The organism is Streptomyces sp. NPDC048473, assembly GCF_043200155.1.
In the GTDB taxonomy this organism is placed as follows: Bacteria; Actinomycetota; Actinomycetes; order Streptomycetales; family Streptomycetaceae; genus Streptomyces.
In genome coordinates, this window is the sequence record NZ_JBICXE010000006.1 from 86,168 (window position 1) to 104,870 (window position 18,703).

The 18,703-nt window shown below is 70.8% G+C and carries 18 protein-coding genes and 1 pseudogene; 10 read left to right on the top strand and 9 right to left on the bottom strand.

The window, feature by feature from the left end; translation table 11 throughout:
* Nucleotides 1-203 precede the first annotated feature (203 nt).
* Genes ACGFU7_RS12800 through ACGFU7_RS12810 form a run of 3 tightly spaced genes read left to right on the top strand, consistent with a single transcriptional unit; the run spans nt 204 to nt 4,143 of the window.
* Complete coding sequence (locus tag ACGFU7_RS12800) at nt 204-974, top strand: tyrosine-protein phosphatase (protein ID WP_393695052.1); 771 nt, start codon at nt 204-206, stop codon at nt 972-974.
* A 39-nt stretch (nt 975-1,013) separates the two neighbouring features.
* The gene (locus ACGFU7_RS12805; protein ID WP_393695054.1) at nt 1,014-2,330 is read left to right on the top strand and encodes an MFS transporter; all 1,317 of its coding nucleotides are present in this window, start codon (nt 1,014-1,016) and stop codon (nt 2,328-2,330) included.
* Between the two features lie 28 nt (nt 2,331-2,358).
* Nucleotides 2,359-4,143: a glycoside hydrolase family 3 protein gene (locus tag ACGFU7_RS12810; protein WP_393695056.1), complete on the top strand. Its 1,785-nt coding sequence runs from the start codon at nt 2,359-2,361 to the stop codon at nt 4,141-4,143.
* A gap of 78 nt (nt 4,144-4,221) precedes the next feature.
* Here the strand turns inward: ACGFU7_RS12810 and ACGFU7_RS12815 are convergent, their stop codons facing one another.
* Together ACGFU7_RS12815 and ACGFU7_RS12820 are read right to left on the bottom strand one after the other, a co-directional pair.
* Entirely contained in the window at nt 4,222-4,716 is a 495-nt protein-coding gene (locus ACGFU7_RS12815) for a DUF402 domain-containing protein (RefSeq protein WP_393695058.1), read from the bottom strand.
* On the bottom strand, nt 4,697-5,617 hold the full coding sequence (locus ACGFU7_RS12820) for a GNAT family N-acetyltransferase (protein ID WP_393695059.1): 921 nt from the start codon (nt 5,615-5,617) through the stop codon (nt 4,697-4,699). Before ACGFU7_RS12820 ends, ACGFU7_RS12815 begins: the two co-directional genes overlap by 20 nt.
* Before the next feature lie 69 nt (nt 5,618-5,686).
* Here ACGFU7_RS12820 and ACGFU7_RS12825 point away from each other — a divergent pair, with 69 nt between their 5' ends.
* Nucleotides 5,687-6,064, top strand: coding sequence for a GntR family transcriptional regulator (locus tag ACGFU7_RS12825; RefSeq protein WP_266362696.1), 378 nt, complete (start codon nt 5,687-5,689; stop codon nt 6,062-6,064).
* Nucleotides 6,065-6,161: 97 nt separating this feature from the next.
* Here ACGFU7_RS12825 and ACGFU7_RS12830 read toward each other — a convergent pair whose 3' ends face one another.
* Nucleotides 6,162-7,265 carry a DUF5925 domain-containing protein gene (locus tag ACGFU7_RS12830; RefSeq protein WP_393695061.1) on the bottom strand — a complete coding sequence of 368 codons (1,104 nt, stop codon included), beginning with the start codon at nt 7,263-7,265 and terminating at the stop codon, nt 6,162-6,164.
* Between the two features lie 214 nt (nt 7,266-7,479).
* On the opposite strand from ACGFU7_RS12830, the gene ACGFU7_RS12835 reads away from it, so the two are divergent.
* Both ACGFU7_RS12835 and ACGFU7_RS12840 read left to right on the top strand, forming a co-directional pair.
* Nucleotides 7,480-8,289, top strand: a complete 810-nt coding sequence (locus ACGFU7_RS12835) for an SGNH/GDSL hydrolase family protein (protein WP_393695063.1) — start codon at nt 7,480-7,482, stop codon at nt 8,287-8,289.
* A 272-nt stretch (nt 8,290-8,561) separates the two neighbouring features.
* Nucleotides 8,562-8,825 carry a hypothetical protein gene (locus tag ACGFU7_RS12840; protein WP_393695065.1) on the top strand — a complete coding sequence of 88 codons (264 nt, stop codon included), beginning with the start codon at nt 8,562-8,564 and terminating at the stop codon, nt 8,823-8,825.
* 191 nt (nt 8,826-9,016) lie between these two features.
* Here ACGFU7_RS12840 and ACGFU7_RS12845 read toward each other — a convergent pair.
* A pseudogene (locus ACGFU7_RS12845) lies at nt 9,017-9,460 on the bottom strand (acetoacetate decarboxylase family protein); the annotation flags it as partial.
* Between ACGFU7_RS12845 and ACGFU7_RS12850 the strand changes: the two are divergent.
* Both ACGFU7_RS12850 and ACGFU7_RS12855 read left to right on the top strand, forming a co-directional pair.
* On the top strand, nt 9,414-9,704 hold the full coding sequence (locus tag ACGFU7_RS12850) for an alpha/beta fold hydrolase (protein WP_393695067.1): 291 nt from the start codon (nt 9,414-9,416) through the stop codon (nt 9,702-9,704). The pseudogene ACGFU7_RS12845 and the gene ACGFU7_RS12850 sit on opposite strands and share 47 nt — an antisense overlap.
* Nucleotides 9,705-9,735: 31 nt before the next feature.
* Nucleotides 9,736-10,344, top strand: coding sequence for a TetR/AcrR family transcriptional regulator (locus ACGFU7_RS12855; RefSeq protein ID WP_393695069.1), 609 nt, complete (start codon nt 9,736-9,738; stop codon nt 10,342-10,344).
* 19 nt (nt 10,345-10,363) lie between these two features.
* Here ACGFU7_RS12855 and ACGFU7_RS12860 read toward each other — a convergent pair whose 3' ends face one another.
* Both ACGFU7_RS12860 and ACGFU7_RS12865 read right to left on the bottom strand, forming a co-directional pair.
* Nucleotides 10,364-11,116 (bottom strand): ABC transporter permease, encoded by a 753-nt coding sequence (locus ACGFU7_RS12860; protein ID WP_393695601.1) that lies wholly within the window; start codon nt 11,114-11,116, stop codon nt 10,364-10,366.
* 71 nt (nt 11,117-11,187) lie between these two features.
* A complete protein-coding gene (locus tag ACGFU7_RS12865) occupies nt 11,188-12,165 on the bottom strand; it encodes an ATP-binding cassette domain-containing protein (RefSeq protein ID WP_393695071.1) in 978 nt (325 codons plus the stop codon).
* A gap of 64 nt (nt 12,166-12,229) precedes the next feature.
* Here ACGFU7_RS12865 and ACGFU7_RS12870 point away from each other — a divergent pair, with 64 nt between their 5' ends.
* Complete coding sequence (locus ACGFU7_RS12870) at nt 12,230-12,937, top strand: TetR/AcrR family transcriptional regulator (RefSeq protein ID WP_393695073.1); 708 nt, start codon at nt 12,230-12,232, stop codon at nt 12,935-12,937.
* Between the two features lie 21 nt (nt 12,938-12,958).
* On the opposite strand, the gene ACGFU7_RS12875 is transcribed toward ACGFU7_RS12870, so the two are convergent.
* From ACGFU7_RS12875 to hmgA, 3 genes are all read right to left on the bottom strand, one after another.
* Nucleotides 12,959-14,185 carry a type ISP restriction/modification enzyme gene (locus tag ACGFU7_RS12875; protein WP_393695075.1) on the bottom strand — a complete coding sequence of 409 codons (1,227 nt, stop codon included), beginning with the start codon at nt 14,183-14,185 and terminating at the stop codon, nt 12,959-12,961.
* 61 nt (nt 14,186-14,246) lie between these two features.
* Entirely contained in the window at nt 14,247-15,014 is a 768-nt protein-coding gene (locus ACGFU7_RS12880) for a GntR family transcriptional regulator (protein WP_393695077.1), read from the bottom strand.
* 83 nt (nt 15,015-15,097) lie between these two features.
* Nucleotides 15,098-16,426 carry a homogentisate 1,2-dioxygenase gene (gene hmgA / locus ACGFU7_RS12885; RefSeq protein ID WP_393695079.1) on the bottom strand — a complete coding sequence of 443 codons (1,329 nt, stop codon included), beginning with the start codon at nt 16,424-16,426 and terminating at the stop codon, nt 15,098-15,100.
* A gap of 122 nt (nt 16,427-16,548) precedes the next feature.
* Between hmgA and ACGFU7_RS12890 the strand changes: the two genes are divergently transcribed.
* The gene (locus ACGFU7_RS12890; protein WP_393695080.1) at nt 16,549-18,672 is read left to right on the top strand and encodes a right-handed parallel beta-helix repeat-containing protein; all 2,124 of its coding nucleotides are present in this window, start codon (nt 16,549-16,551) and stop codon (nt 18,670-18,672) included.
* Nucleotides 18,673-18,703: the final 31 nt, after the last annotated feature.

The following is an 18,703-nucleotide window of genomic DNA, read 5'->3' on the forward strand; positions in this document are numbered from 1 at the left end:
GAGCCGTCCGGGACGGGGATCCTGCCCCACCGACCTTCGCACCGCGGTGATTTCACCGATGTTCATCTGCCGGTCATTCGCAGGGCCGGACCGTCACACCTGAGACATCTACACATCTAGATGTCTCCTCCTGGTGTCCTCCCACGGGCGACGGCGGCGACAGCCGGACCACCATCCACCCCCGCATCACCTGTGAGGTCCCCGTGCCCCTGCTGAACTTCCGCGACCCCGCCCTGACGGCCGATTCCCACCGTAACCGGATATGTCCCGGGGCCCTCTTCCGCTCCGCCCGGCCGTTTCCCGCCGCAGATCAGGACACCGTCCGGGAACTGCGCGCACGGGACATCCGCACGATCGTGGACCTGCGCGGCGACTCCGAGCGGTCGGACGCGGACTGGGCCGCGGCCGAGGATGCGGGCATCCGGGTCCTGTGGGCTCCGCTGGACGCCACCGCCGAAGTGGCGGCGGTCGATCCCCGCTCGCTGCGGACCGCTGACGACCTCGGCCGCTTCTACCTCACCCTGGCCGAGGGCACGCCCCGGACGATCGCGGACGCGGTCACGGCAGCCGCGGCCCCCGGCGCGACCCTGGTGCACTGCGCCGCGGGCAAGGACCGCACCGGCCTGCTCATTGCCCTGCTGCTCGATCTGGTGGGCGTCCCGGTGGACGAGATCGCCGAGGACTATGCGCGTACGGCCGACGCCCTGCCCCGGATCTTCTCCGCCCTGGCCACCAGCGCGGGCCTGGGCACGCTCAACACGGCCCACGGCGACCGGCCGGTCCCGCCCGCTCTGCTGGAGGCGCCCGCCGAGGCGATCCGCGCCTTCGTGGACGGCATCCGCACCCGCCACGGCGGCACGGAACAGTTCCTGCACGGCTGCGGTGTCGACGCCGAGGTGATCGCCTCGTTCCGGGCCAAGGCCGCCCCCGCCCGGGAGTCCGCGCCCGTCCCCTCCGCCCCTTCCGGGCTCTGACACCCCGCCATCGAGCAACAGCCCCCAGGGACACACACCATGACCGAAACCCTGCCCAAGGCTCCCGCGACGGGCACGCCCGCGGCGGACACCCGGCCCACCGCGCCCCGCCGTCTTCTCGTGGCTCTGATCATCAGCGAACTGCTGATCACCTTCGCGCTCGCGACGCCCCTCGTGGCCACACTCGGCCTCAAGGTCCAGGAGATCGCACCCGACCGCAAGGAACAGGTACTCGCCACCGTCATGGCGGTGGGCTCCATCGCCGCCCTGCTGCTCAACCCGGTCTTCGGGCACCTCTCGGACCGCACCACGGGCCGCTTCGGCCGGCGCAGGCCATGGATCGCCGGAGGTCTCGTGGTGGGACTGCCCGCCGCCGCCGTGATGGCCACCGCCCACTCGACCACCCAGCTCGTCCTCGGCTGGCTCCTCGCCCAGGCCGCCTACAACGCCGCGCTCGCCGCGCTGTCCGCCGTGATCGCGGACCGGGTGCCGCCCCGGCAACAGGCCACCATGTCCGGGCTCTTCGGCGCCGCCGGATTCGCCGGGGTCGTGCCCGGACTCGTCCTCGTCGGACTGATTCCCGGCAGCACCACCGCCCTGTTCGTGATCCCGTCGACGGTCGGCGCCCTCGGTGCCGTACTCGCCTGGTACCTGCTGCGCGAGCCCGCGATCCCCGGCGGCGCGGGCCGCGCCGTGAAGGCGGTGAACCTGCGCAGCGTTCTCGGCAGCCTGCTGTTCGACCCGCGTACCTCTCCCGCCTTCACCGTGGTGTGGTGCCAGCGCTTCCTCCTCCAGTTCGCCAACGCGCTGATCGGCGCCTACGGGCTGTACTTCCTGATGGCCCGGCTGGACATGTCCGTCTCCCAGGCCGCCGCCCTGGTGTCGGCCACCGGACTGGTCTCGCTGGCCGGAAACGTGCTCGCCGCCACCTTCTTCGGCAAGGTCGCCTCGCGTACGGGCGCCTATCGGGTGCTGGTCGTCGCCTCCGGGACGCTGATGACCGCGGCCATGGTGATCAAGATGTTCTCCGCGTCCGTGTGGCCCGTCTATCTCGCCACCGCCGTGGCCGCGGTCGGACTGGGCGCCTTCTACGCCGTCGACCTCGCCCTGGTCCTGCGGGTGATGCCGGACGGCGGCGACTCCGCCCGCTACCTCGGGGTGTTCAACATCGCCAAGACGGTGCCCCAGGTCCTGGCCCCGGTGCTCGCCCCCGTGCTCCTCGCCCTCGGCAGCGACCCGGTCGGCGCCTCGCCGGACAAGAACTACTTCGCGCTCTTCCTCGGCGGTGCCGTCGCCGCACTGCTCGCCACCGCCCTGACCCCGCTGATCCGGCACCCGAGGCTCGTCCGTGACTGACCGCCCCTGCCCGACAGGAGATCCCTTCATGCCCGAACTCGCGCGCCACCACGACGGAACACTGTTCCGCGACCTCAACCACAACGGCACCATGGAACCGTACGAGGACCCGAGGCTTCCGGTGGAGGACCGGGTCGGCGATCTGCTGGCCCGGATGACCCTGGAGGAGAAGGCCGGTCTCCTGTGCCACAGCCGCATGCTCGCCGGCGACCACGGACCGTACCGCTCCGGCGCGGAGCTGATCGGCGAACGCCACATCAGCCACTTCGCCATGATGCGGGTGCCCTCACCCGGGGAGATGGCCCGCTGGAACAACCACGTCCAGGATCTCGCCGCGGCCACCCGGCTCGGGATACCGGTCACCCTCTCCTCCGACCCCCGGCACGGCGTCGTGTCCAACCCCGCCACCGCCCACACCGGCGGCGGGTTCAGTCCGGGCCCTGAACCGATCGGTCTCGCCGCGACCGACGACCCCGTCCTGGTCGAGGAGTTCGCCCGAGCCGTCGCCCGCGAACTGCGGGCCGTCGGGATCCGGCTGGCCCTGCACCCGATGGCCGATCTGGCCACCGAACCGCGCTGGGCCCGGATCAGCGGCACCTTCGGCGAGGACGCGGCCCGCACCGGACGGATGCTGACTGCCTACGTCCGCGGCATGCAGGGCGATTCCCTCGAATCCGGCGTCGCCTGTATGACCAAGCACTTCCCCGGGCACGGCCCCCAGGTGGGCGGGGAGGACTCGCACTTCGCCCACGGCAAGTGGCAGGCGTTCCCGGGCGGCAACCTCGACTACCACCTGCAGCCCTTCGAGGCGGCCCTCGACGCCGGCACCGCACAGATGATGACCTGCTACTCCATCCCCGGTGGCAGCGGACTGCCGGAGGTCGGCGCGAGCTTCAGCCGGGAGGCGATCACCGGCCTGCTGCGCGAACGCCTCGGCTTCGACGGTGTGGTGTGCAGCGACTTCAATGTCCTCACCGGCGTGGAGCTCCCGGGGCTGGGGGAACTGCCCCCGCGCAACTGGGGAGTGGAACACCTCTCCCTCACCGAACAACTGCTGACACTGCTGGACGCCGGAGTCGACCAGCTCGGCGGCGAGACCCGGCCCGGTCTGCTGGTCGAGGCGGTCCTGGGCGGATCGGTGACCGAGGACCGTATCGACGCTTCCGCCCGCCGCATCCTGCGGGACAAGTTCCGTCTCGGTCTCTTCGAGGACCCCTATGTGGACCCCGAGGCCGCCGAGGCACTCGTCGGCAGTCCCGCCACACGCGAGCTGGGCCGACGGGTGCAGCGCCGCTCGCTGGTCCGGCTCACCCCCCGCCGGGACACGCTGAACCGGATTCCGGCGTCGCCCGCCGTGTACGTGGAGAACGTGGACCCGGCCGTGGCGGCCCGCTACGGCAGGGTCGTCGACCGCCCGGAGGAGGCCGATCTCGCCGTCGTACGGCTCCAGGCCCCCTTTGAGCAGCGGGAGTCACCGCTGGAGCGGCACTTCCACTCCGGCTCGCTGGAGTTCCCACCGGAGGAACTCCAGCGGCTGGAGATGCTGTGCGCGGCGGTTCCCACCGCCATCGACGTCTTCCTCGACCGCCCCGCCGTCCTCACCGGACTCTCCGCCGGCGCCGCCCTGCTGACCGGCAGCTTCGGGGCGTACGACGATCTGGTGCTGGACGTCGTGTTCGGGCGCTCCGAGGCGGAGGGGGTGCTGCCCTTCGACCTGCCCTCCTCGATGAAGGAGGTCGAGGCTTCCTTCGGGGATGTCCCGTTCAGCATGCCGAACCCCCTGTTCCGCTGCGGCCATCGCGCCGGCGGCTGACGGGAGCGGTGGGTGGGGTTCCGGGCGGATGTCACGTACAGCGGTCCGCCCGGGGCCGGGAACGAATGCCTCCGCCAGTCAGGCCAGCAGCGTCGCGAGGCCCTCCGTGCGGGCCAGGTGTTCCAGCTCGTCCAGTGCCCGGCGGGCCGCCTGGGCCGCCGCCGGATCGCGGTCGGCGAGACCGCTCTCCTCGAACTCGTCCTCGTCCAGCCGGAGTACGGACGAGCCGTCCGCCGACACCCACAGATCGAGATCCAGATCCTCGACCAGAAGCTCCGTGTCCCGCAGCACGGCGGGACGGGTGATGTCGCAGTACCAGCCCTTGAGTTCGCCCGCGCCGGTACGGACCTCCTTCACGGCGAACCAGCGGTCGCGCCAGTAGTGCTCGGTGAACACATCGCCCGGCTCGAATCGTACGAAGCCGAAGTCCCGGACTCCCGGCGCCGCCCAGGGCGCACGCACCGTCACCCGGGTGCCGTCGTCGCGGACCACATCCGCCGGGTAGCGGATCTTGGTCCGCCCGGCCTTCACCAGGGCGACCACCAGCGCGGTCTCAGCCGAGCTTGCGGACATACCGAACCTCCGTTGCACAGATCTCGTAACCGAACCATCGATTGACCGCCAGCATCGGACCGTTGTCCGCGTCATTGCCGGTGTACGCGTCCGTGTACCCGGCGGCGCGCGCCCGGTGCAGCGAGTCGTTCTTCGCGAGCTTGGCCAGGCCCCGGTTGCGGTACGCCCGGCGGGTGCCGGTCATCCCCGACATGTAGCGGGTCCGGCCATCGGTCTGCGCCACGCTGAACGCCGCCACCTCCCCGTCGACCACCACGACGGAAGTCAGCTCATGGTCGAGTCCAGGACGGCGCCAGGTCTGATCGAGCCAGTCCTCGTAGTCGGACAGCTCGGCCGGGGTGTCGCTCGGCTCGTCGGCCGTGGTCTCGGCGTCCGCCTCGAAGAGCGGGCGCGGGTCGTCCGCGAAGTCCGCGGCGGTACGCAGCTCGGCGTCAGCCGGGAGCTGCTGACGGGGCGGCAGCGAGCCGCCCGCCAGATCGAGGTGGAGGAAGTGCGCCGAGCGGCTCGGCGCATAGCCGCGCTTCTCGGCGAAGGCGCGGTTCGACGGGGTGTCGAGCACCCAGGTGTAGAGCGCGAGCGCGCCCTCCCGCGCCAGATACTCCTCGGCCGTGCTCAGCAGCAATCCACCTGCCCCGTGCCCGGTGCGGTCCGGATGCGTGTACGGATTGCAGAACGCCTGGCCGGGTTCGGGGCTGTCGTGGACGAGACCGACCTGCGCAGTCCCGATGAGCTCCCCGTCCTCCTCGGCGACCAGCAGCCGGTAGCGCTTGCCGGGATGGGCGGAGGCCAGATCGAAGGCGACCTGCTCGGGAGTCGTCACCATGTAGGGCAGTGCGGCACGCCGGACCTGCACCCAGGCCGCCGCGTCGGCGGGCAGGAAGTCGCGAATGAGGACAGTCATGGGCCGGACGTTACGCGTGGGTCCGCACAGGCCGCCCCTGATTTTCCGGCGGTGGGGGACAATCAGCGCGTGACCCTGAAGATCGCCCTTGATCCGGACTCCGGTACCGCCCCGTACGAGCAACTGCGCACACAGATCTCCGAACTGGCCCGCTCCGGCGCGCTGCCCGTCGGTTTCAGACTTCCGACCGTACGCGGCTTCGCCGAGGAGCTCGGTCTCGCCGCAAACACCGTCGCCAAGGCGTACCGGGCGCTGGAGGCCGACGGGGTGATCGAGACCCGCGGCCGCAATGGCACGTTCATCGCCGCTGCCGGTGATGCGGCGGACCGTCATGCGGCGGCCGCGGCGCAGGAGTATGCGGAGCAGGCCCGGCGGCTGGGTCTGTCCCGGGCCGAGGCGCTGTCCCTGGCGGAGGACGCGGTGCGGGCGGCGTACGCGGCGCGGTGAGTTGGGGCCGGGCCCGTCCGGCGGCCGGTTTGTCCTCACACGCCGGACGGGCTCGAAAGATGTCCTCAATCGCCGGACGGGCCTGGTATTGCCGGGCTCAGAGATACAGGCCCGCGTCCGCACCGGAATCCTGCTTCGGCACCGACGCGGGACCGCTGCCGCGCCGCAGCGCGTACAGCTCGGCGAGCGTGGCGCCCTCGCGGCCCAGCCCCTTCTCCGTACCCAGCCAGGCCACCGCCTCCTTGCGGGTCAGTGAGCCCACTTCGATCCTGGCGAGGCAGCGGCCGGGCCTGACCACGGCCGGGTGGAGCCGCTCCAGGTCCTCGTTCGTGGTGACGCCCACCAGCACATTGCGGCCCTGGCCCAGCAGTCCGTCGGTGAGGTTCAGCAACCGGGACAGTGCCTGGCCCGCCGTGTGCTTGGCCTCGCCGCGGATCAACTCGTCGCAGTCCTCCAGGAGCAGCAGCCGCCAACGGCCCTTCGCCGTACCGTCGTCCTCACCGATCGCGATGTCCATCAGATAGCCGACGTCGTTGAAGAGCCGCTCCGGATCGAGCACGCAGTCGACCTGGCACCAGTCCCGCCACGAGCGCGCGAGCGTGCGCAGTGCGGACGTCTTGCCGGTGCCGGGAGGGCCGTGCAGCAGGAGCAGCCGGCCGGAGATGTCGTCGGGCGTGACCTTCATCAGCCGGTCCATGGCATCGGCCACCGGTGCCGTGTAGTTGTTGCGGACCTCGTCCCACGTGCCGGCGGCGATCTGTCGGGTGGTGCGGTACGGGCCGCGGCGCGGGGACACGTACCAGAAGCCCATCGTCACATTCTCGGGCTGCGGTTCCGGTTCGTCCTGGGCGCCGTCCGTCGCCTGGCCGAGGATCTTCTGCGCCAGCTCCGGGCTGGTCGCGGTGACCGTGACATCGGCGCCGCGGTTCCACCGCGAGATGAGCAGCGTCCAGCCGTCGCCCTCGGCGAGTGTGGCGCTGCGGTCGTCGTCGCGGGCGGCGCGCAGCACCTTGGCGGCCGGGGGCAGCAAGGTGGCCCCGGCCTTGACACGGTCGAGGGAGGAGCTGTGCGAGTACGGCTGCTCGCCCGTCGCGAAGCGGCCGAGGAACAGTGCGTCGACGACGTCGGACGGGGAATCGCTGTCGTCGACGGTGAGCCGGATCGGCAGAGCGGACTCAGGGTTGGCGGACATGGTGCCCATGATCCGGCAAGGGGGCACCCGGCGCACCCAGGTTTCGCCACCTTCCTCCCTGCTTCCGGCGGGTGAACCGCGGATATGACGCGACCTCAGGGGGGCGCGCAGGAGAACTCATTGGACCAACTTGGCATGGACACTTCCGGTGGGGGTGCGGGTACTGCTACCACGGACACGGCGGACCAGCGGAGATCCTGCCGGTCGGTCCAAGGGAGGTTCCATGAAAATGTCCAGACTCGTGGCGTTCTCGTCCTCGCTCCTGCTCGGTGCCGTACTCGCTCTGACCGGAGCGGCCACCGCCGGCGCCGCACAGTCTGTCCAGGCCGTCGACTACGTCGCCCTCGGCGACTCGTACTCCTCGGGTGTCGGATCCGGCAGTTACGACAGCTCCAGCGGTGACTGCAAGCGCAGCACCAAGGCCTACCCCGCACTCTGGGCCGCCGCCAACTCGCCCTCGTCCTTCGCCTTCACCGCTTGCTCGGGTGCCCGTACAGGTGATGTCAAGGCCGGTCAGCTCGGTCCCCTGAGCGCCTCGACCGACCTCGTCTCGATCTCCATCGGCGGCAATGACGCGGGCTTCTCCGATGTCATGACCACCTGTGTCCTCCAGTCGGAATCGACCTGCCTCAGCCGGATCGCCACGGCTCGCAGCTATGTCGACACCACCCTGCCGGGCAACCTCGACTCGGTGTACTCGGCGATCAGTGCCAAGGCGCCGTCCGCTCACGTCGTCGTCCTCGGCTACCCGCGCTTCTACAAGATCGGCGGCAGCTGTGTCGTCGGCCTGAGCGACAAGGTGCGCACCGCGATCAACGGAGCCGCCGACTACCTCAACGCGGCGACCGCCAAACGCGCCGCCGACCACGGCTTCACCTTCGCCGACGTCACGGGGAACTTCACCGGGCACGAGATCTGCTCCGGAAGTGTCTGGCTGCACAGCCTCAACTGGCTCGACATCGGTGAGTCGTACCACCCCACCGCGGCCGGACAGTCGGGCGGCTACCTGCCCGTCTTCAACTCGGCTGCCTGACCCCCCACCCAGTACGTGCGCCGGGCCCGTTCGGTCGTCTGACGGGTAGGAGGCCCCGTCCGCAGGGGTCTCCGTCCGGCACTCGGCCGGTCTGCTGCGGGCCAAACGCTTCCGTTCTGTCCAACTCGCCCTGGAATCGGGTGCATTCGGAGTCTATTCGTCAACCTCCGTATGTGTGTGCTCAATCCTGCGACCGGGATACACGAGTGTCGTCGCGGGGGGTTAGGGTTAACCTGCCCGGGCCGGGTGCCCTCGTACGGGTGGGGAGTGACATGGAACAGATAACGGTGCGCAGCAGGCCGCGTGTGCCTGCCATCACATGCGGGAGCAGTGCGACGAGTTCGCGCCTCGACCGCCATCTCGCGGTGCTCGGCGGCCCTGCCGTCCCGCAGCGGGAGTCCGCGGAGGCGACGCTGCTGATGCGCGAGCTCACCTCGCGCGATGCCGCCCACAGCCGTCGGAGCAAGAGTGCGCGGGTCTCGCTCTTCGCGCCGCTGCGGCGACTGCGACGCTCGCTCTTCGGCAGCCGCCACTGATTGATCCGACGGCCCGTCACGACCGCCCATCGGTCCACCACCCGGGCTCCCCGGCCAGGATCCGTCGCCCAGGCCCCCCGCTCGGGGCCGATCGGGCGATCACACCGTCCCGGCGCTGCGCTGCTGTCTGCTCTCCCGTCATCCCCGGGGCCCGCAGCAGCGCTTCGGTGTGTTCGTCGGATCCAGTTAGCCCTGCGGCCCGCCAGGGTCACCTCGATCTGCTGGATCGCTTCGCGGTACGGGCCGACGCTGCTGACTCCGTAGTTGTAGAAGACCGGAGCGGCCCGCGGGTGGTCGTCGAGCTCCAGGTGTTCGGGCAGCACTGCGGCGGCCCGCTGTCCGTCGGTTACGTACCGGAAGGCGAGCATGTCGGTCTGCGTCCAGGCGGGGCGTCCGTAGCCGTACGCCGGGCGACCCGGCGCAGCACGGCCGACTGGACTGTGTGCGCTTCTTCCGGCAGCCTCGGCGGCGCCGCCGAGGCGGGGCTGCTCGCCGACGGCGCGGCCAGGCTCCGGGCCGCGTACGCGGGCCGGATCGAGCCTTCGCTGATCGAGGAGAACGGTTCGCAGGCTGAGCGTTCCGGGTGCGTTGACGGCCACCCTCAACTGGTACCGCGCCCCCGAGGGCGTTCTCACCGCCCCGGCCGGCCGGATCCAGGTACCGACGCTCTGTCTCTGGGGGAGCGAGGACGGGGCGCTCGGGCGCGAAGCGGCCGAGTCGACCGGGGAGTGGGTGGACGGCCCGTACCGCTTCGAGGTGATCGAGGTGGCCGGCCACTGGCTGCCGGAGGAGGTGCCCGACGCGGTGATCCCGCCGATGCTGGACCATCTGGCCCGGTACGCGGACCGGAACGGGGGTGCGGAACGGGTGCCGGAATAGTTCGGCACCGAAGTACTCCTAGACTGTTCACATGCCCGAAAAGCGAGCCGCGCGCCTCAGCCCCGATGAACGAAGGGCCCAGCTGGTTGCCATCGGCCTGGACATGCTCACCGACCGGTCACTGGATGAGCTCTCCACGGACGAGGTGGCGCGCCGCGCCGGTATCTCGCGGGGGCTGCTCTTCCACTATTTCGACTCCAAGCGCGACTTCTACCGCGCCGTGGTGCGGCAGGAGTGCGACGACTTCGCCGCAGCCACGGAACCGGACTCCTCGCTGGAGCCCGTCCCCTGGCTGCGGTCGTTCATCACCGGTTTCGTGGCGTACGTACTGGAGCACCGCAGGGTGTATCTCGCCCTGGTCCGCGGTGCCGCCGGCAGTCACCCCGCGGTGGAGGACATCGTCGAGGGGACCAGGGGCACCCTCGCCCGGCGGGTGGAGGAGGGGCAGCGGCGGCTCGGGATGCCCGACTCGCCCCGGCTCTCGATCGCCACGCGGGCTTGGATGGCGTTCGCCGAGGAGGCCGTGACCAATTGGCCGCTGGACGAGCCGGACGCGCTGACGGAGCTCGGTGCCTTCCTGGAGGCCAGCTTCATCAGCCTGCTCGGCACCCTGGACCGGCCCGCCACGCTGCCCCGGTGAGCGCGGCGCGCGGTGGCGGTCACTCGCCGCCGCGCGCGTAACGCCGCACGGACAGTGGCACGAACACCGCGAGGAGCACCACCGACCAGGCGAGCGTCCCGGCCACCGGGTGGGCGACCGGCCAGGCCGCGTCGGCGGCCGGGGACGCGTTGCCGAACAGGTCGCGGGCGGCCGAGGCCATGGCGCTGATCGGGTTCCACTCCGCGACCGTCCGCAGCCAGCCCGGCAGATTGTCGGTCGGGATGTACGCACTCGACAGCAGCGGCAGGATGAAGGTGGCGCTGCCCAGCTGACCGGCGACCTCCTCGTTGCGGATCAGCAGGCCCAGCCAGCAGCCCATCCACGACGTGGCGAACCGGAGGAGCAACAGCAGCCCGAAGGCGCCCAGGGCGGCGAGCGGGCCACCCTCGATCCGCCAGCCGACCGCGAGTCCGGCCAGAATCAGCGGAATCATGCCGATGGCCGTGGTCAGCAGATCGGCGGCGGTCTGGCCGAACGGAACGGCGGGCCGGCTCATCGGCAGCGTAAGGAGCCGGTCCATCACCCCGCGCTGGCAGTCCTGCGAGGCCTGGAACATCCCGATCATGATGCCGTTGGCCGCCGTCGACGCCAGCAGACCCGGCACCAGGAACGCGCGGTACTCCTGGCCGGGCATGGCCAGGGCGCTGCCGAACACGTACCCGAAGAACAGCAGCATCGTGATCGGCATGGTCTGGGTCAGGATCATTACGCCCGGCGCTGCTTTGATCCGCTGCAGATGGCGGCCCAGCATGGCCAGGGCGTCGGCGATCGGGGTGCTTGTGCCGGGCGCGACGGTCTGCTCGTGGGCCAGTACGGTGCTGCTCATGCTGCCGTCTCCTTCAGGGGCGGGGAGGTGCGGCCGTCGCCGCGGCCGGTCAGGCGGAGGAAGACCTCGTCGAGCGTCGGCGGGCGCAGGCTCGCATCGATCAGCGGTACGCCGGCCGCGTCGAGTTCGCGGACGATACGGGGGAGGGTGAGCGTGGTGTCGGTCGCGACGGCGCCCACGGTGCGGCGCTCGTGGTCGAGTACCGGTTCGGTGCCGGTGAGCTGGTCGAGGACGCCTGCTGCCAGGACCAGCGCCGATTCATGGGAGACGACCACTTCGGCGTAGCTGCCGATGCGGGCCTTCAGCTCGGTGGGGGTGCCGCGGTGGGCGGCCCGGCCCTGGTCGATCAGCACGATGTCGTCGGCCAGCTGATCGGCCTCCTCCAGATACTGCGTGGTGAGCAGGACGGTGGTGCCCCGGCCGGCCAGATCCCGTACCGCCGCCCAGATCTGGTTGCGGCTGTGCGGGTCGAGTCCGGTGGTCGGCTCGTCCAGGAAGAGCACCCGCGGGCGGGTCAGCAGACTGGCGGCGAGGTCGAGGCGGCGGCGCATGCCGCCCGAGTAGGTGCGGGCCGGGCGGTCGGCGGCCTCCATCAGCTCGAAGCGTTCCAGGAGCTCGTCGGCGCGGGTGCGCGCGGCCTCGCCGCGGAACCGGAGCAGCTTGGCGAAGAGCCGCAGGTTCTGCCGGCCGGACAGCTCGCCGTCGACCGAGGCGTTCTGCCCGGTGACGCCGATCGCCGCGCGCACCGTCCCCGCCTCGCGCACCACATCGTGGCCCGCGACCCGGGCGCTTCCGCCGTCCGGGGCCGTCAACGTGGTGAGCACCCGGACGGCGGTGGTCTTGCCCGCGCCGTTCGGCCCCAGCACTCCGCAGACGGTGCCCTCCGCGACCGCGAGATCGAGTCCCCGCAGCGCGTGGACGTCGCCGTAGCGCTTCTCCAGTCCTTCACTAAGTACAGCGTACGTAGTTGTCATGCGGCCTACCGTACCGCACTACGTACGGTGTACGTAACTACGATGGTGGGAGAGGTGATGATCAATGGTGGGGCGACCCGCTGTACCCGAAGTGATCTGGGCGCGCCCCGAGCGTGCGGGCCGCGGCCCCAAGCCCGCGTTCAGCCGCGCCGACATCGCGGCAGCCGCCGTCCGTGTCGCCGATGCGGAGGGCTTCGACGCGGTGTCCATGCGGAAGGTGGCGGCGGAGCTCGGCTGCGGCACGATGTCGCTCTACAACTACGTGCCGCGCAAGGAGGACCTGTACGAGCTGATGCTCGACGCGGTCAGTGCCGAGTACGAGTTCCCGGAGCCGTCCGGCGACTGGCGTGCCGACCTCGTCGGGCTCGCCCGCCAGGCCCGCGCGATGATGCACCGCCACACCTGGGTGCCCCGGCTGATGTCACCCGTGTACGGCTTCAGCCCGAACTCCCTGCGGTATCTGGAGTACTCGCTCAGCTGCCTGGACGGGGTCGACGCGCGGTTCGGCGAGAAGATTGAGCTCATCGCCATGGTCAACGGTGTGGTCACCACCTTTACGGCCAACGAGATCGCCACGGCGGAGCGCAGCCGGTCGCTGCCCTGGTCCGAGGAGCAGGAGCACGCCGTGCGCACCGGCTATCTGATCAGCCAGATCGCGACCGGGAAGTATCCGCGGATGGCGGCGGGATTCGCCGAGGACCCCGGGCCGATCGATCTGGACGGGGTCTTCGACCGGGCGCTCGCCCGGGTGCTGGACTCCTTCGACCGGTAGCGCGTAGCCCCGGGCGCACCGTCACAGCAGCGCGAACTGCCCGTCGGGGCCCTCTTCCTGATGGTCGAGCACCGATGCGGGCCGCCGGGCCGTGGCCGGGACCGGCAGGACGCCTGCCGCGCGGAGGTCGTCGGCCGTGATCTGCGGGCCGTCGGCCAGGCCCTCCTGACGGGGCCGGAGTGCGTCGAGCAGGGCGAGCACGGTGATCAGTTCCAGCAGCTCCGAGGTCCACTCCTGGGGCCAGGCCCGGGGCCTGACCGCTTCCAGGCCGTCCATGTCCTGCGCTCCGGCCGCCGCCGTACGGCGCTCGAACCACAGCTCCAGCATCCGGACCCCGCCCACCCGGAACTCCCATGCCCCGGCCGGCACGGGCGAGATACGGCCCGTGCCCAGTGTCAGCGTCTCGTCGTCAGGGTCGTACTCCAAGGCGGTCGGTACGGGCGGAACCGCGGCCCGCACATAGGGGCGCCGCCCACCGGGCAGCCGCGGGCGCTCCCCACCCCGGGCGCCGCGCAGCTGCAGCCGCAGCAACTCCTGCCCCAGCTCCACCCCCGCCGACCAGCGCGCCGTGTCGGCGGGCAGCGGTACCACGCACCCGGCGGGGGAGTGGCGGGCCGCCGCGAGTGCCCACGCCAGCACGGACCGGTCGGTGACCGCATCCCCGTGGCGGGACCGCAGCAGCGCGAGCAGTCCGGGGGTCAGATTGGGTTCGAGACCGCCGGGGCGCCGGTACAGCGGCCGGATCCGGCCCGGCCGGCCGGCGGGGGAGTGACCGTCCGGCAGCAGCGCCGTCACGGAGAGGGCGGGGCCGGTGTCCTGGGGCACGTAACCGTGCTCGACGGCGAAGAGCTGGTGCCCGTCGGCGACCCGCCACAGCTCGGGGCGGGCGGCATCGATCAACCGGTGGTCGGGGAGCAGCCACTGCTCGTCGAACGGGCCGTGCAGGATCCGTACCGGCTCGGGGCACGGGCCGCTCTCCCGGGCGAACCGGCCGGTGCCGGTGGCCTGTCCGGGAAGTGCTGCCACCGGGGTCTGTGGAGTACGGAGGCGGGTGGGCCGGAACAGCCGCTCGCACTCGGCGGCCTCCGCCCGAACCAGCCGCTCCCAACGGGCCTTGAGCGAACCGGCATCCGGGGCGGTCACCCAGGAGCGCCCGGTCCGCAGAGGCCGTACGGACCATGGCATGAGGTCGTCGAGCAGCGGGATGTCGTCGTCCCCGCCGGCTCCGGCCGCCGCCCGTGCTGCCACCGTGTCGTCCTCCCCGTCGCCACGCCGCCTCCGGCATCGTAACGGCGCCGGAGGCGGGCCGTCAGTGCGCTTCCACGGTGACCGAGAAGGAGAACCGGTCGCCCCGGTAGCGAATCTGCGCCACATCCACCACCCGGCCGCTCTCGTCGTACGTCACGCCCGTGTAGAACAGGATCGGGCTCAGCAGCGGCACCTGGAGGAGTTCGGCGGTGGCCGGGTCGGCGAGGCGCGCCTCGACCGTGTCGGTGATGCGCGCGATCCGGACGCCGACCCGGTCGCGCAGCACCTTGGTCATCGGCCAGCGTTCGAGATCGGCCACATCGAGCCGGGCCGCGACCTCGGGATGCACTGCGTTCTCCGCCCAGTTGGTGGGCTCGTCGCTCTCCCCGTCGCGACGCAGCCGGCGGTAGCTGACGACTTCCGCGCAGTCGGGGAAGTACTCGGTGAGGTCTCCCGGCACGGCGACCGGACCATGGCCGAGGACCACGGCCCGCTCGCCCGACTGCTGGGCCACGATCGCATCGATCGAGCCCAGCAGCCGGACCGGTGACACCCGGCGGGCGCGCGGCTCGATGAAGGTGCCGCGCCGCCGGTGCCTGCTGATCAGCCCTTCCGTCTCCAGCTCCTTGAGCGCCTGGCGCATCGTCAGGACGCTGACGCCGTAGTGCGCGGCGAGCTGTTCCTCGGTCGGCAGCCGCGCCGATGCGTCCTTGGCGCGGCCCAGTATCGAGGCGCGCAACGACTGCGAGACCTGGTACCACAGCGGCAGTTTGCGGTTCAGGACCAGCGAATCGGGGGCGAAGGCATGCCCCTGGGACATCTTGGGCATCTGAGGCACCTGGGTCACCTGGTCTCTCCGTACTGCGACACAGCGGACGCGACGACGCGGGGGCCGAGGAGTGGCGTCGTTGCCTACGGCCTGAAGTTGCGGCTCAGACCCTGCCACACGTCGTCGTAGCCACGCTGCAGATGGCCGGCGCCCGCCGCCTGCCCGGTCGTCGTCACCGGCCAGCGGGTCTCGAACATGAAGGCGAGACCGTCGTCGATCTTCTGCGGCTTCAGCTCAGCCTCGCTCGCCCGGTCGAAGGTCTCCCGGTCCGGGCCGTGCGCCGACATCATGTTGTGGAGCGAGCCGCCGCCCGGGACGAAGCCGCCCTTGCCGGCCGTCTTCGCGTCGTAGGCGCCCTCGATCAGGCCCATGTACTCGCTCATCACATTGCGGTGGAAGTACGGCGGCCGGAAGGTGTCCTCGCCGACCAGCCAGCGCGGTGCGAAGACGACGAAGTCGACGCCGGCCAGACCGGGGGTGTCGGACGGCGACGTCAGCACCGTGAAGATCGACGGGTCGGGATGGTCGTAGCTGATCGAGCCGATGACATTGAAACGGTGCAGGTCGTAGACGTACGGAGTGTGGTTGCCGTGCCAGGCGACCACATCGAGCGGCGAGTGGTCATAGGTCGCGGACCAGAGGTTCCCGCAGAACTTGTTGACCACCTCCACCGGGCGGTCGTCGTCCTCGTACGCAGCGACGGGGGCGAGGAAGTCCCGGGCGTTCGCCAGGCCGTTGGCGCCGATCGGGCCGAGGTCGGGGAGGGCGAACGGCTGGCCGTAGTTCTCGCAGACATAGCCGCGGGCGGTGGCATCCAGCAGCTCCACGCGGAAACGGACGCCGCGCGGGATCAGTGCGATGTGCCCCGGTTCGGCGCGCAGCAGCCCCAGTTCGGTACGGAGCAGCAGGCCGCCCCGCTCCGGGACGATCAGCAGCTCGCCGTCCGAGTCGCTGAACACCCGGTCGGTCATGGAGGAGTCGGCGTGGTAGAGGTGCACGGCCATGCCGGTGCGCTGTGTCGCGTCGCCGTTGCCGCCGAGGGTCCACAGACCGGCCAGGAAGTCCGTCCCGGCCGCGGGCTCGGGGAGCGGATCCCAGCGCAGCCGGTTGGGGTCGGGCACGGATTCGGTGAACGGGGCGGTGCGGATCGCGCCGTTGTCGATGCGGGCGAACGGGGGATGAGCGGCCGACGGGCGGATCCGGTAGAGCCAGGAACGGCGGTTGTGCACCCGCGGTTCGGTGAAGGCCGAGCCGCTCAGCTGCTCCGCGTAGAGCCCGAGGGGCGCGCGCTGAGGCGAGTTGCGGCCGTGCGGCAGCGCCCCCGGCACCGCCTCCGAGCTGTGTTGATTACCGAAACCGGCGGAATGCTCAAGCCCTTCCGCCGTCTTCCTCGCCTGCTCGATGCCGCTCATGTGCGCTCCCGGTGCCGAAGGAATCCTATGGACAACCGTAGGAATCGGATCGAGGCGCGTCAACGGCATTCGTGGTGCACAGGGGGGTTCCAAAAGTTGAACAATGCTCTACTCTCCCGCACATGTCGTGGACACGAAGACTTCTGGTGATCCTGGCGGCGCTCGCCGTCGCCCTCCTCGCGGCTCCGGCCGCCCAGGCGCACGAGGAACGACCGGTCACCCTGCCCGACGGAACCGGCAGTGTCCCCGTGTACCGCACCGGCGAACCGGATCTGCTGGTCTGCAAGAGCGACCGGGCGGATTTCGAGCGCCGCATATCCGGCTTCCCGGACGGGCTGCGGGCCCGGAACTTGAAGCTGTTCGACCGGTGCCTGAAGTCCGGCTACCGCCATCTGCAACAGGCCGTCGACGCGGCCGGCAGGCCCGGCATGAACATCGCGATCCTGCCCGGCCTGTACGAGGAGGAGCCCTCACTGCCCAAGCCGGCGGGTCGGTGCGCCCGGCTGAAGGCGCCCAACTCCAAGCTCGGCTACCAGATCCTGTCCTACGCGCAGCAGACGCAATGCCCGCACAACCAGAACCTGGTGGCGATCCTCGGCAAGAAGAACCTCCAGATCGAGGGGACGGGCGCCGAGCGCACGGATGTCGTCATCGACGCCAAGTACCAGAAGCTCAACGCGATCCGCGCGGACGGCTCCGACGGCATCTACTTCAAGAACTTCACCGCCCAGCGCACCACCTTCAACTCGCTCTACGTCCTTGCCCAGGACGGCTTCGTCATCGACGACGTCCTCACCCGGTGGAACGACGAGTACGGCTTTTTGACCTTCGCCGGCGACCACGGGCTGTACAAGAACTGCGAGTCGTACGGAAACGGCGACTCCGGCATCTACCCCGGCAGCGCGTCGGACATCAACGACGCGTACGGCTACAAGGTCCCGCGCTACTCGATCGAGATCACCGGCTGCCGCAGCCACCACAACATGGTCGGTTACTCCGGCACCGCCGGCGACTCCGTCTATGTCCACGACAACGAGTTCGACCACAACATGGGCGGCGCCTCGATGGACAGCGCCTTCCCCGGCCACCCCGGGCTGCCGCAGAACCACGCCCGCTTCGAACGCAATCTGATCCACGACAACAACGCCGACTACTACCCGTACGTCGCCGACGGCACCTGCGCCAAGCCGCCCGTGGACCGGGGTTATGAGGACGGGGTCGTCTGCCCGCAGATCTCCATGCCGCCGGGCACCGGCATCATCACCGCGGGCGGCAACTGGAACCTGTACGAGAACAACTGGATCTACGGGCAGAAGCGCGCCGCCTTCTTCCTCACGGCGGTCCCCGCCTTCATCCGCGGCGAGAACGCGCTGTCCAAGCAGACCGACACCTCCCACCACAACCGGTACGCGGGCAACCACCTCGGTACGGACAAGGCGGGCAACTCCCGGCCCAACCGCACCGACGTGTGGTGGGACGGCCAGGGCGACGGCAACTGCTGGCAGTCGGACGCCGGTCCTTCCTCCCCGCGCGCCCTGCCCACCTGCGGATCCGAGCGCGGCGCCGTGTCCGGACGCACCGACCGGCTCGTCGGCGAACCGGTCAAACTCGCCCAACTGCTGGTCTGCGCCGACTACAACGTGCAGGCGCGACGGCTGCCGGCCGGCTGCGACTGGTACGGAGCACGCGGCATCGAGCGCATCGAGGTACAGGTGGCGCTGGCGGTCGCGGTGGTGCTCGCGCTGGTCGGCGGGGTGCTGTGGTGGCGCAGACTGCGTGGCAGCAGGGTGGCCACGGCGGTCACGGCGCTCGGCGCGATCGGCCTGGGGCTGGATGTGGCCGGATCGACCATGGGGCTGGCCTCCTCCTATGTGCCCGCGCTGGCACTGCTGCTGACCGGGGTGTGGTGGACCGGGACCGGGCTGGTGCTGCGGGGCGAACGGCCCTGGCTGGGCTGGACCACGGTGGTCCTGGGCGCGCTCACCCTGCTCGACGCGGTCGACAAGGCCGTGTTCATGATCCCGTGGATTCCGCTCAGCCCGGCCTGGGTGCGTGGACTGCTCGGCGTGATCTGGGTGGTGTGGGCCGTGGTGGCCGCGGCCCGGCACGGCGAACGGGGTGCGCAGGGCGAACGGGGTGCGCCGGAGGAGGGCCCTGCCTCGGGTACGGGCGTGGACGCGGTTGCCACCCCGGCACCAGCCCCGGCCCCGGCACCCGCCCCTGCCCCGGAAGGAGACGCATCGTGAAGCGTTCCCGTACGCAACTGCGGCCCGCCCG